The sequence below is a fragment of the Kribbella antibiotica genome (genome assembly GCF_004349055.1).
In the GTDB taxonomy this organism is placed as follows: Bacteria; Actinomycetota; Actinomycetes; order Propionibacteriales; family Kribbellaceae; genus Kribbella; species Kribbella antibiotica.
The window spans coordinates 11,656-26,341 of sequence record NZ_SMKX01000016.1; the positions used below are offsets into that span (position 1 = coordinate 11,656).

General features: G+C 67.4%; 3 protein-coding genes. All 3 read right to left on the reverse strand.

Translation table 11 applies throughout. From position 1 onward, the window contains the following. Nucleotides 1-16: 16 nt before the first annotated feature. The 3 genes from E1263_RS07920 to E1263_RS07930 are packed head-to-tail and all read right to left on the reverse strand — an operon-like array spanning nt 17 to nt 14,685. The gene (locus E1263_RS07920) at nt 17-973 is read right to left on the reverse strand and encodes a TauD/TfdA family dioxygenase (RefSeq protein ID WP_132166527.1); all 957 of its coding nucleotides are present in this window, start codon (nt 971-973) and stop codon (nt 17-19) included. Then, complete coding sequence (locus tag E1263_RS07925; RefSeq protein WP_272949652.1) at nt 974-1,183, reverse strand: MbtH family protein; 210 nt, start codon at nt 1,181-1,183, stop codon at nt 974-976. After that, entirely contained in the window at nt 1,183-14,685 is a 13,503-nt protein-coding gene (locus E1263_RS07930; protein ID WP_132166529.1) for a non-ribosomal peptide synthetase, read from the reverse strand. The genes E1263_RS07925 and E1263_RS07930 overlap by 1 nt, the downstream gene beginning before the upstream one ends. Between the last annotated feature and the right edge of the window lies 1 nt (nt 14,686).

The window sequence follows — 14,686 nt, forward strand, 5'->3', positions numbered from 1 at the left end:
TCAGGCTCCCCGTCCCTCAATCAGCCAGTACATAGCCATCGGCCCGGCGCAGGCCCCGCGAGCGGCGCAGGTCGGCGACGGCGAACGTGCGTTGCAACCATCGGTCCCTTCCGTCGTACCGCGGCCGGAACGACGTCCGCCCGTGTACCGCGATCCGGTTGTCCACGATGGCCAAGTCACCAGCCAGCAGCCGGACATTGCGGCTGGCCGCATCCAGTGCCGACGAGAGTTCCCGAAGCGCCTGCTTGGCCTCCGGGTCCGACGCCGTCGTCGCCTCGAAGTCCACCCGCAGATCCGGATCGTCACCAGCACCCACCAGTACGGCGTGCGCTTCGGCCGCTCCCGTCGCGGTCCCGAACGATGATGGCTGCTCGGTCCGGAAGACCGGATGAGCCAACACCGCCCGAGCCTGCGAGGACAGTCGTGGCAGTGCCTCGCGGATCGACGCGACCCGCAGACACGCGATCTGGTCGTGGTCCGGACGCAGGCACAGCAGCATCACGAAGTCCGGCCGGTGGTCATGAAAGGCGTTCTCGTTGTGCATGGTCAGGTCGACCGATCCAACGTTGCCCTGCACCTCTTCCTTTCCAGCCACCGGTACGACGTCCTGTACCAGCGCACCGTGCTTCTCGCGCGCATAGGCGACCGGATCGCCCAGCCCACACGCGATCATCGCCAGAACGGCGGCCGGCACGCTGGTCTCGCGTTGCACCGAGTCGCTGGTCGACGGGGTCTCCGGCAGCTGGTCACCGACCGGCAAGCCGCGTAGGACAAGCGCCCCGCCCGGACCGGAGTCGCGGCGGAACTCCCTGATCTGCCGTCGGACCAGGCCAGGCAGGTCTTCCCAGGCCGCTCGAGCCGCCGCGATCCAGGCCACGTCGTCGACCAGACCGGATTCGGCCCAGAGGAGGCCGGCCACCCGCGCGACCTCGGCGGCCGCGTCGTCGGGGAGTTCGAGCACCGAGTCGGCCACTTACTTGTCCATTGCTTCGATCAGGCTGTTCGGACGCATGTCCGTCCAGTTCTGGTCGACGTAGTCCAGGCAGGCCTGCTTGTCGGCCTGGCCGAACACGACGGTCCAGCCGGCCGGCACCTCGGCGAAGGCCGGCCACAGCGAGTGCTGTCCCTCGTCGTTCACCAGCACGAAGAACGGCTTGTCGTCACGATCGAACGGATTGGACATCAGAGGTTTCCTTCCGAATGCGGTTTCTGCAAAAGCCCGGCGAGGATCGAGCCGATCTCCGCCAGGGGTTCTGGATTCATCATTTCGTCGTGACCGCAGTCGATCGCCTGATGGATCACGCTCCCGGTCACGTACTCTTCCCAGGCCTCGAAGCCGACCGATCCGGCCGGCCGGCCGCGCCCAGCGGTCAGCACCACGAGGTCACCGCCGAACACACCGTCGGTGACCTCCTGGGCAAAGGTCCAGTTGTTCAGGTAGATGTCGACGAACGCGGCGATCCGGTCCTTCCCGACCCCTGTCACCTCGCTGCCCTGCAGCAGCACCCGTTCCTCGATGTCGTCGCGCCTCAGTTCGGTGCCGTCGGTCCGTGCGTCGCCCAAACTCTCGGCGATCGCTTGCAGGACAGCCTGTTCGGTCGGGCGCGTCTCGGTGGCGGGCTCGCGGTGCGGATAGTTGTCCAGGACAACAAGTAGCTCCACCTGCTCGCCCTGGCGCTGCAGCTCGACAGCCAACTGGTGCGCGATCTTCCCACCGAACGACCAACCGACGAGCCGGTACGGGCCATGCGGCTGCTGCTGCCTGAGTCGGTCCGCGTACTCGGCCACCATCTCGGCCGTCGTCCGCGGCAGTTCGGTGTCCGCAGCCAGACCGCGGGACTGGATGCCGAACAGCCGGGCATCCTGACCGAGCTGACTGACCAGGCCTGCGTAGCACCAGCTCAGGCCACCGCCAGGGTGAACGCAGAAGACGATCGGCCCGGCGCCCGCCGTTTGCAGCGGGAGGATCATCTGCAGTCCGTCGTCACCGATCTCCCTGCTGCTGTCCAACCGTTTGGTCAGCTGGGCGACCGTCGGCGCGGCGAACAGGTCGCGAACAGACAGGTCGACACCAAGGACAGTCCGGATCCTCGTCACCAACCGGATGCCGAGCAGCGAGTAGCCGCCGAGATCGAAGAACGACTCGTCCAGACGAACCTCAGACCGGCCCAGCACCTCAGCGAACAGATCACACAGCACGCGCTCCTGCGGTGTCCACGGATGGCGTCGCACAGCCGGTACGGCGGTGTCCGGCGTCGGCAGCAGCTGCCGATCCAGCCGGCCGTTCAACTGCAGTGGCAGCTCGTCGAGCGTCACCAGCGCAGTCGGAATCAACATCTCCGGCAGCACGCTGGCGACGAACTCCCGCAGGTCCGCGAGGATCGGCGTCCGGCCTGCGGCAGGGACGACGTACCCGATCAAGCGTTCGGCACCCGCCTGATCTGCCCGTACGGCGATCGCCGCGCGGGCCACGGTCGGGTGGCGCTGGAGTGTCGACTCGATCTTGGCGGGCTCGATCCGGTGGCCGCGAAGCCTGACCACGTCATCGGTCCGGCCGACCACCGTCAGCCGGCCGGCGTCGTCGTACCGGGCCAGCTCGCCGGTCCGATACATCCGATCGCCCGGCCGGCCGTAGGGGTTGGCGACAAAGCGTTCCGCAGTCAGTCCGGCTCGGTCCAGATAGCCCCGCGCCAGGTTCGGTCCAGCAGCGTAGACCTCACCCACCACGCCAGACGGAACCGGTGCGAGGTTGCTGTCCAACACCAGCTCCCCGGTACGACGCCCAGTCAGCTCCGGCCGAATGGCGTCGTACACAGGCAGTCCAGACCACGCACCGTGCTCGCTCACCACCGCGTCCGGAGCCTCGACCGAGTCCACCGTGTAGACGATCGCGGCAACCTGACGCGGCGACAGCGACTCGTTCAGCGAGTCGGCCGAGTAGTCGTCAAGGTCGATCTCATCCAGAATCAGCACCTGCTCAGCAGCACCCGGTACGGCGAACTCGCTGTCGACCGTGGTCACCGCGAGCACCGGCTGGGAGTTGTCGAAGACCGTCTCGATCCAGCGGAACGGACGCTCCGGGTCGACCGGAATGACCACGCTGCCGGCCTTCAGCACCGCAAGGGTCGCAATCGCCAACTCGGAAGAATGCGGCATGACCACAGCGACCGGTGACTCAGCCCCGGCGCCTTCTTCGATCAACCGGTGCGCCAACTGGTTGGCCCGGCGGTCGAGCTCGGTGTAGGTCAGCAGCTCCCATCCGGCCACCACCTCGTCCGGTGTCTCCCGAGCCAGCGCTTCGAACCGCTCCGGCAGCGTGCCACCACAGGGCTCGGCGGCAACGCCCAGCGCCCGCTCGCGCTCGACCGGCTCCAGGACGTCTACCCGACTGACCAGGGTCTCCGGGTCCGCGGCGAACGCTTCAAGCACCCGGACCAACCGCGTGAGCACGCGGTCGGCGTACTGCTGATCGAAGAGGTCCGGCCGATACCCCAGCCGCAGACGCAGCTCGTCCTGCGGAATCACCAGCAGGGTCAGCGGATAGTGGGTGGCGTCGCGCATCCGCACGTCGACGAACCGCAGGTCGTGGCCGAGATCCCAGCCGCTGTCCGGACCGAGCGGGTAGTTCTCGAACACCATGTCGGTGTCGAAAAGATCCCCCGCCCCAGCCGCCTGCTGAATCTCGGTCAGCCCGAGGTACTGATGCGCGCCAAGGTTCGTCTGCTGTCCCTGGGTGCTGTCCAGCAGTTCACCCAACGAAGCCGCCGGGTCGAGCCGGACCCGCGCCGGCAGCGTGTTGACGAACAATCCGATCATTGCCTCGACACCGGTCAGATCCGAGGGCCGACCGGACACCGTGATGCCCAGAACCACGTCGTCGCGACCGGTCAGCCGTCCCATCACGATCGCCCACGCCGCTTGCAGCACGGTGTTCAGCGTGACCTCGCGACTGCGGGCCAAGCTGGTCAGCCGGGCGACCAGGCCGTCGTCGAGGACCCGTGTGACCTCTTCCGGCACCATCGGTTCACGCACCGGGTCAGGCAGCGCGATCATCGTCGGCCCATCGAGCCCGGCGAGCGCGTCGCGCCAGCGCTGCCGTCCATCTTCCCGATCCTGTGCCGCCACCCAGGTCAGATAGTCCCGGTACGGCGTCACCGGCGCCAGCGCTCGATCGTCGCCGGCGCTCACATATAGAGCGAAGAGTTCGCGCGCCAGGAGTGGGCTCGACCAACCGTCCAGGATCAGGTGGTGGTTGGTGACCACGAACCGGTAGCGGCCGGGCGCCAACCGGACGAGGACAAACCGGATCAACGGCGCTTGCGCCACATCGAATCGGCGGATCCGGTCAGCGTCGGTGAGCCGGTCGAGCGCCGCCTCCTGAGCGGACGGGTCCAGCCCGGACAGATCGTGCTCCTCCCACGGAAGTTCGACCTGCCGGCTGATCACCTGGACGGGCCGCGACAGGCCGTCGTACACGAAGCTTGCGCGCAGGTTCGCGTGCCTGCGGAGCAGCGTCGCCACGGCTGCCTGTAATGCGCCGGCGTCCAACGTGCCTTCAAGATCCACGGTGAGCTGGACGAGATAGACGTCCAGCCCCTCCTCGTCGTACAGGGCATGGAACAGCAAGCCCTCTTGCAACGGAGACAGCGGCAGCAGGTCCTCGACGTCCGGGCGACCCTGCTCGATCTTGTCGATGTCGTCCTGGCTGAGCTCGATCAGGGGCAGGTCCGAAGGTGTGAAGCCACCCGCGCCGGTTTGCCGCGCATGCTCGACCAGACTGGTGAGAGCTTGAATCCAAGCGTCCGCAAGCTCCTGTACGGCGGCCTCGGTCAGCACCGCGTCGGCCCAGGACCAGGTCGCGCGCAGTACGCCGTCGTGGACGGCCGCGGTGATCGACAGTGCATGCGTCGCCGGAAGGTCGGGAGCCAGTGGTGTCACCGCCGCTGCTTCGGGCGCGAGTGTCCAGTCGCCGGTGTCCAGTGCTCCGGTGCGGCCGAGATAGTTGAACAGGATCTCGGGGCGGCCGAGGTCGGCGAGCACCGGGCCGGTTCGCGGATTGAGGTAGCGCAGCAGGCCGAAGCCGATGCCGTTGTCGGGCAGCGCTCGGAGCTGTTCCTTGACTCGCTTCAGCGCTTCGCCGAGGTCCTTGCCCCCGGGGTCGAGCCGGACCGGGTACAGGCTGGTGAACCAACCGACCGTGCGGGACACGTCGAGCGCCGCACCGAGATCTTCACGACCGTGGCCCTCGACCTCAACCAGGGTGGCACCGTTGCCAACGGCAACTGCCAGACCGGTCAGCAGTACGTCGTTGATCCCCGCGTGGAAGGCTGCTGGGATCTCACCCAGTAGCGGTGCGGTGAGGTCGGAGGGCAGCTCGACCGACAGCGACCGCATCTGATCCGCCCGATCGCGGGCAGGGTCGAGTGGTCGATTCCCCAGCAGGGGAACGGGTCCGGCCAGAACACTTGTCCACAACGGCAGCTCCGCAACCCGCTCCGGGGCAAGCGCCTCGGCTTCCAGAGAAGCCGCCCAGCCGCGAAGCGAAGTCCGCACCGGATCGAGCGCAACTGGGGCGCCGGCACTGACGCACTGCCAAGCCTTGGCCAGATCGGGCAACAGAATGCGCCACGAAACACCGTCAATCGCAAGGTGATGCACGACTAGCAGCACCCTGCCTGGCTGCTCGGGCCCGGCATCGAACCAGACCAGCTCGATCATCTCGCCGGCCGCCGGATCCAACCGCTCCTGCGCAGCCTCCAACTCCCCCTGCACAACCGCAGCCAGCTCGCCGGCGCCGACCGCTACCCGCCGTACTGGCGCCTCAACCGTGCCTGGCGCTCCAACGGCGAGCACAGGGTGGGTGCTTAGCCGCAGGGCGTCATGGTGGTCGATGACGGCTTGGAGGGCGTTGGTGATGTGGGTTCGCTCGAGGCCGGACGGGACCTGGAGGAGGACCCACTGGCTGAAACGATCCGCCGAGCCTGACTGCTCCGCGAGCCAGTGCATGATCGGTGTCGACGCCAGCTCACCGGCTCCGTCGTCCACCGCATCAACCGTCGTACCGAGTTGTCCTGCCGCAACAGCGATCCCCTCGACGGTCTTGCGTTCGAAGACGATCCGCGGCGTGATCTCCAGGCCGGCAGTCCGCGCCCGGCTGACCAGCTGGATCGAGATGATGCTGTCCCCGCCCAACGCGAAGAAGCTGTCCTCGACCCCAACACGCTCGAGACCGAGCACCGCGGCGAACAGCCCGCAGAGAATCTTCTCCTCCGGTGTCCGCGGCGCCCGTCCAGTACTCCGGAACTCCGGCGCCGGCAGCGCCCGCTGGTCAAGCTTCCCATTGGTTGTCAGCGGCAACGAGTCCAGCACGACAAAAGCCGCCGGCACCATGTACTCCGGCAGCACCTCGGCAACCACCGACCGCAGCGACGCCGGCTCAAGACCGCGACCCACCACATAGGCCACGAGCTGTCGTCCCTCACGAGCGACCACCGCAACCTGCGCGACTCCCGGGTGCCGGACCACCGCGGCCTCGACCTCACCCAGTTCGATCCGGAAGCCGCGCAGTTTCACCTGAGCATCGGAACGCCCCAGATACGCCAGCTCGCCGTCGGCAGTCCACCGCACCAAGTCACCCGTGCGATACATCCGCCCCGCTCCGAAGGGATCAGCCACGAACCGGTCCGCGGTCAGCGCCGCCCGTCCCAGATATCCGCGAGCCAGCTGCGGACCAGCGACGTACAGCTCGCCCGTCACACCAGGCGCGACCGGCAGCAGCGACTCGTCCAGCACGTACGTCCGCAGGTTCGGCAGGCCACGCCCGATCAGGGATCCACCGCCGTCAACCACCCGGTACGTCGTATGCACGGTCGCCTCGGTCAGCCCGTACATATTGACCAACTGCGGACCCACCTCGAGCCACCCTTGCACCCGATCGAACTGCAACGCCTCGCCACCGAACACGACGTACCGAAGCGACGAAGGCGCCGGGGTCAGGTTGTAGAACGCCGACGGCGTCTGACTCAAGACCGTCACGCCCTCAGCGAGCACCAGGTCCCACAGCTCGGCCGGTGAACGCGTCACGTCGAACGGCACGACCACCAGGCGCCCACCGGACAGCAGTGGACCCCACAACTCCCACACCGAGAAGTCGAACGCGTACGAGTGGAACAGCGTCCAGACATCCTCCGGACCGACCTCGAACAGCTCCGACGTCGCGTGGAACAGACTCACCACGTTCTGGTGCGACACCACCACACCCTTGGGCGTGCCGGTCGACCCGGACGTGTAGATCACGTAGGCCGTATCGCTGCCCTCGATCGTCAGGTCCTCGGCCGCCAGATCCTCAGGCGCCAGATCCTCAGTCGACAGTCCCTCGCCGTCGAGCTCCGTGAGCACAACCGCCGGTGCCGCGTCCCGCAGCACGAAGTCGACCCGCTCGGCCGGGTAGGCCGGATCGATCGGCACATACCCAGCGCCCGCCTTCAGCACCGCGAGGACCGCAACAACCAGGTCCAGCGACCGTGGCAACACCAGTCCTACCAGGGATCCGGGCGTCACACCACGCGCCACCAAGGACCTCGCCACCTGATTGGCTCGCGCGTTCAACTCGCCGTACGTCAGCGACTCACCGGCACACACGACCGCAGTCGCCGACGGGTTGTGTCGTACCTGCGCTTCGAACAACTCCGGCAAGGTCGCCTGCGCGGCCGGCCCAGTGCTGCTGTTCCAGTCCGCCAGGATCTGCGACCGCTCAACAACATCCAGTACGTCGACCTGTCCAACCAGCGCAGCGGGTTTCGCAACGAACGTCTCCAGCACCCGGATCAGCCGTTGCAGAACGGACTCAGCAGCCTCCGCGGTGAACAGATCAGGCCGATAGCTCAGCCGAAGCTTCAACCCGTCCTGCGGAAGCACGAGCAGGCTGAGCGGGAAGTGCGCCGCGTCCTGCCCACTCACCGCCGCGATCCGCAGGTCGGCGCCTAGCTCCCAGCCGGTCGTCGGCCCCACGGGATAGTTCTCGAACACATAGCCGGTGTCGAACAGCTCACCACCACCGGCCAACTGCTGGATCGCCGCCAATCCCAGATACTGATGGGCGATCAGATCGGCCTGTTGCTGCTGCAGCCCATCGAGTAGATCGCCGACCGACCGCGCCGGATCCAGCGCCAGCCGGACCGGCAGGGTGTTCACGAACAATCCGACCATCGACTCGACACCCGCAAGCTCCGCCGGCCGACCCGAGACCGTAACCCCGTAAACCACCTCAGAGCGACCAGTCAGCCGGCCCAGCAGCAGCCCCCAGCCCGCCTGCAGCAAGGTATTCAACGTGATCTCGCGACCACGCGCCACAGCGGTCAATCGTTCGGCGAGCTCGGCCGGCACCGGCACGGTCAGCTGCTCGGGCACGACCGGCAGCCGCGTCGAGTCCGGCGCCACGATCAGCGTGGGCTCCTCAACCTCGACCAAGAGCTGCCGCCAATACCCGCGCGCCTCGTCCTGGTCCTGCTCGGCAACCCACCGCAGATAGTCCCGGTACGGCGTGGCGTCGGCGAGCCCACGGTCGTCACCGCCGGTCGCGTACAGCGTGAACAGCTCACGTGCCACCAGCGGCCCCGACCAACCGTCGAGCACCAAGTGGTGGTGAGTCATCAGGAACCGGTATCGCCCATCGCTCACCCGCACCATGGTGAACCGCACCAGCGGCGCCTGACTGACGTCGAACCGCTCCCGCCGGTCCGCATTCGTCACCTGCTGGAGCTCAGCCTCGGTCACGTCGAGCTCACGCCACGGCAGTTCGACCTCGTCCAGCACCACCTGCATCGGCTCGCGCAGGCCCTCGGAGACGAAGCCCGTCCGCAGAATCGGATGCCGCCGCAACAACGTCGCCGCAGCCGCCTTCAGCGCCTCAACGTCCAGCTCACCGACTAGATCGATCGCCAGCTGCACGACGTACACATCGACGCTCTGCTCGTCGAACAGCGCGTGGAACAACAGCCCGCCCTGCAACGGCGACAACGGCAGCACGTCGCTGACCTGGGGCCACCGGGTCTCGAGCATCGCGAGCTCCTGCTGCGATACATCCACCAGACCGAAGTCCGACGGAGTGAACCCGCCTGCGGCTGACTGCTCGGCCAGCACGGTCACGGCCTGGACCCAGCTCTGCGCCAGATCCCGGACCTCGTCCTCGGTGAACAAGCCTTCTGGCCAGGCCCATTGGGCACGCAGTACGCCGTCATCCACGCCAGCGTTGACAGTCAGTGCATGAGTCGCCGGAAGGTCCGGCGCAGCCTGCACAACATCGCCCGCCTCCGGGGCCAACGACCAATCACCGCTCCGCAGAGTCCCGGACCGGCCGAGGTAGTTGAACATCACCTCGGGCGTCGCGAGCTTGGCCAGCACCTCGGCCATCTCCGGGTTGAGGTAGCGGAGCACGCCAAAGCCCACTCCCCGATCCGGTGTCATCCGCAACTGTTCCTTGATCCGCTTCAGCGCGTCGCTACCAGTCGCACCGGCAGCATCCAGCCGAACCGGGAACAGGCTGGTGAACCAACCCACCGTCCCCGACAGATCCAGCTCGCCGTCGCGGCCATGTCCTTCGACCTCGACCAGCACGCCGGTCCCACCGGTGTGGTTCCGGCTCCGCCACTCGTCGATCGCGAGCGCCAGCCCGGTCAGCAGCACGTCGTCGGCCGTCGCGTGGAACGCGGCCGGCACCTCACCCAGCAGCGCATCGGTGAGGTCCGCAGGCAGTTCCACCGACACTGAACGGACGCGTTCCAGCCGATCGATCGCCGGGTCCAACGGTCGCGCGGCGAGCGCCGTACCAGGCGTCTGAAGCGTTGCGACCCAGTGCGGCAGTTCAGCAATCCGATCCTGCTCGCGCAGGTGCCCCGCCCACCGCCGGTACGACGTTGGCACCGACGGCAGTGCCGGTATGTCGCCCGCCGCGACCGTCTGCCAGGCAGCGACCAGGTCCGGCAGCAGAATCCGCCAGGACACCCCGTCGGTCACTAGGTGATGCAGCGTAAGCAGCAACCGGCCCGATCGATCCGGTCCGCCGTCGAACCAGACCGCATCGACCATCACCCCGTCAGCCGGAGCCAGTCGCCCCGCCGCCGCATCCACCTCGGCCGACAGTTCGGCCAACGCCTCCAGGTCCACCCGGCGAAGCGGCGCCTCGAAACGTCCCACCGCGGGGACAGCCAAGGACCAGCCAGCACCAGTCGATCGAGCGACCAGCCGCAGTACGTCGTGATGATCGACGACGGCCTGCCAGGCCGCGGCCAGTTGATCCCGTCGCAACCCGGCTGGGACGTCGAGCAGCAACCATTGGCTGAACCGATCCGCTGACCCGTCCTGTTCAGCCAGCCACTGCATGATCGGGGTCGCGAACAACTCGCCGGTCCCGTGATCCGGCACCAGCTCGGCTGCCTCGTCCAGCTGCACGGCAACAGCGGCCAGCCGCTCGACGGTCTTCTGCTCGAACACGTTGCGCGGCGTGATTCCGAGCCCGGCCCGGCGAGCGCGCGAGACCAGCTGGATGGAGACGATGCTGTCGCCACCGAGCGCGAAGAAGTTGTCCTCGGCACCGACCCGATCCAGCCCCAGAACCTCGGCGAACAATCCGCACAGAAGCTCTTCCCGACTCGTCCGCGGTCCCCGCCCGCTCACCTCGGCTGCGAAGTCAGGCGCGGGCAGCGCACGCCGATCGAGCTTCCCACTCGACGTCAACGGCAACGCATCCAGTACGACGAACGCTGCCGGAACCAGGTATTCCGGCAGCTCGGATGCAACGGCCGACCGCAGCTCGGAGATCAGCTCCTGACTGTCACCAGGCAAGGCCGGCTCGTTCGCATAAGCCTCGAGGTCCAGCGTCTCGTCGCCCGAACGCAGGCATGTCTCGGCCCAGGCCAAGCCGGTGCCGGCCGCAAGAACGACATCGAAGTTGCCCTCAGCACCGACTCCGGGCGACCAGGTTGTCGCGACCGCATAGCCGCCGGCCGCGCCGAGCTGCTGGAAAGTCTCCGGGTCCTGACCATTTCCCGGTCGGCGCGGGCCGTTCTCGTCGACGGCTCGCAGAGCGTCCAGGTCGTCGGCCAGACGGAGGTTGGGTACGCCGGAGATCCGCAACAGCTCTGGTTTCCGGTTCGCCAGATAGTTGCTCAGGCCATCGAGTTCGGTGACATCGGTTCCCCAGCGCAAGACGGGCGCACCGGCAGTTCGCCGTACCGGCTTCTTGTGGAGGACAGCGTCGTAGCGGTAGCGGGTGAGCTCGTTGTGATGGCTGCCGCGCTTGAGCTGGACATCGAGACCGGTCACGCCGGGCAGGCTCTCGGCCAGTACGGCGAAGAAGTCGGGGTCGAGCAGAAGTTCCTTCTCTTGCAGGACTCCCTGGGCCACCCGCCGACGTCGTTCGGCCCGCGTGCCATAGCTTTCACCGTCGCGATGCTCCTCGATGCCGGCCTGCAGGGTGCGCGCGAGCCGGAGGTTCCTGACATCGCCGATCAGCACTGAGCCGCCAGGGATCACGAGGTCGACGGCCTGCCGCAGTACGTCGGCGAGGTAGCCCGCGCCGGGGAAGTACTGGACGACGGAGTTCAGCACGATGGTGTCGAAGAAGCCGGTAGGCAGCCCGTCGAAGAGGTGCGCGGCCTGCGTCCGCAGCTCGACTCGATCGGCCAGCCCGGCGTCACTGATCTGCGCTTGCAGCGCGTCGATCACCTCGGCCGACAGATCCGTACCCCAGTAGGCCTCGCAGGAACCGGCCAGCTCGGCCAGCAACAGCCCGCTGCCCACACCGATCTCGAGGACCCGGCGCGGCTGGAGTTCACGGATGCGTTCGACGACACCGCTACGCCACTCATGCATCTCTTCCAGCGGGATCGGCCGGCCGTCGTAGCTGCTCGTCCATCCGGAGAAGTCCTCGCCCAGGGGACTGCTTCCCGCGTCTGCATAGACAGACTGGTAGACCGACTCCCAGTTGCCGAGCGCAACCCCCTCACGAGCAGCATCGCGATCCGCGCCGGTCCTCGAAGCGGGCGTCAGATAGGCGACCAACTGCTTCTCACCGGCGCCGTCGTCCCGCGCGACAACAGCAACCTCCCGTACGGCGGGGTGCCGCGCGAGCACGCCCTCGATCTCACCCGGCTCGATCCTGAAGCCGCGAATCTTGACCTGATCGTCGACCCGGCCGGCGAACTCCAGCTCGCCGGCCAGGCTCCAGCGGACGAGATCGCCGGTCCGGTACATCCGCGTCCCAGCCGGTCCGAACGGATCGGCGACGAACCGCTCAGCGGTCAACCCGGTTCGGCCAAGGTAGCCACGGGCCAGTTGCCGACCGGCCAGATACAACTCGCCGACGACCCCCGGGAGGACAGGCTGGAGTCTGGCATCGAGCACATAGACCTGGGTGTTCCAGACCGGTGCGCCGATCGGCACCACCGTTGCCCCGGGCCGGATCTGGGCGGCGGTCACGTCGACCGCGGCCTCGGTCGGGCCGTAAAGGTTGTGCAGGGCAACGTTCGGCAGTGCCGCGTAGAAGTCCGTGACGAGCTCCGGCGGCAGCGCCTCGCCGCTGCACACCACCCGGCTCAGACCGCTGCAGTCCCGGACACCGTCAGCCTGCAGGAACGCCCGCAGCATCGACGGAACGAAATGCGTGACGGTCACCTGCTGCTGCCGGATCAGCTCCACCAGATACGCAGGATCGCGATGTCCATCCGGTCGCGCCACCACGAGCGTCGCGCCCGTCAGCAGCGGCCAGAACAACTCCCACACCGACACGTCGAACCCGAACGGCGTCTTCTGCAACACCCGGTCCCCCGGCGCCAACTGGAACTCCCCCTGCATCCACTCCAGCCGATTCACCACCGCCGCATGCTCAACCACAACCCCCTTGGGCCGGCCGGTAGACCCCGATGTGTAGATCACGTACGCCGGGCAGGAGGGCTCAACAGGCCCCAGCAGATCATCGGCCGAGCTGGCCTCCAGCGCGATTCGGACAGCGTTCTCGTCCAGCACGGCGACCGGTTGGGCGTCGGCGAGCATGAAGTCGATGCGCTCGGCGGGATAGTCCGGATCGATCGGCAGATAGGCGGCGCCGGCCTTCAGGACCGCCAGGACGGCGACGACGAGTTCTGCGGAGCGTCGGAGCTTGAGCGCGACCACTGACTCGGGGCCGGCGCCGCGATCGATCAGGTGCCGGGCGAGCCGATTGGCTTGTGTGTTCAGTTCGGCGTAGGTGACGGTCGTGTCTTCGAAAACGACCGCAGTCGCATCCGGGGTCCTGGTGACTTGTGCCTCGAACAGCGCCGGGATCGAATTGGCCGAAACCTCATGCTCGGTGTCGTTCCACGTCTTGAGGACCTGCTGGAGTTCGGCCGGTTCGAGCACGTCCAGGTCGCCGACCACGACATCGGGCTGGTCCGCGACAGTGCGCAGTACGGACTCGAAGCGTCGTACCAGAGTGTGGATTTCAGTCTCGGCGAAGAGGTCCGGCCGATAGCCCACCCGGAGGCGCAACTCGTCGCCCGGCAGGACCAGCAGGCTGATCGGGAAGTGGGCCGAGTCCTCCCCCCGAACGTCGGTGATCGTGAGGTCAGGACCGAGCTCCCAGCCACGACTCGGACCGACCGGATAGTTCTCGAAGACGAAGTCGGCGTCGAACAACTGATCCGTCCCGGCCAGCTGCAGAATCTCCGGCAGCCCGAGGTACTCGTAGCCGCTGAGCTCGGCCTGCCGCGTCTGCAGTTGCGTCAGCAGGTCGGTCAGCGACAACCGCGGATCGAGCTGGACGCGCAACGGCACGGTGTTGATGAACATGCCGACCATCGACTCGACCCCGGCGAGCTCCGCCGGACGGCCCGAGACCGTGACGCCGAGGACAACATCCTCGCGTCCCGTCAGCCGCCCGAGCACTACCGCCCAGGCGGCCTGCAAGACCGTGTTCAGTGTGGTCCCACGCTGCCTGGACAGCACCGACAGCCTACTCGTGAGCCCACTCTGCAGCGGTACGACGACCTCGGCCGGCACGATCGGCGCCCGTGCCGGATCGGCTGGTGCAAGCAACGTCGGCTCGACGCCGTCCAGCGACTCTTGCCACTGCCGCCGCGCAGCATCGCGATCCTGCGCCGCCACCCAGGCCAGATAGTTCCGGTACGGCGCAACTCGCGGCAACCCCGAGTCGTCGCCACCGGTCAGGTAGAGCGCGAACAGTTCCTGAGCCACCACCGCACCGGACCACCCGTCCAGCACGATGTGATGGTTGGTGATCACGAACCGGAACACATCCGGTGCCAGCCGCACCAGCAGGAACCGGATGAGCGGCAGCTTGTCCATCTCGAACCGCCGGACCCGATCCGCGGCCAGCAACCGATCAAGCTCAGCTTCGGGATCGCCGGAACCGGACAGATCGTGGTCGGTCCACGGCAGCTCGACCTCTCGCAGGACGACCTGGACCGGTTTGTCGACACCTTCGTAGGCGAAACCGGCGCGCAGGTTCGAGTGCCGGCGCAACAGCGTCGCCGCGGCCGATCGGAGCGCCGCGACATCCAGCGAGCCACGCAGCTCAACGGACAGCTGGACGACATAGACGTCCGGCCCATCCGCGTCGTACAGGGCGTGGAACAGCAGCCCGTCCTGGAGTGGGGAGAGCGGTAGGACTTCCTCGATCCGCGAGTTCACA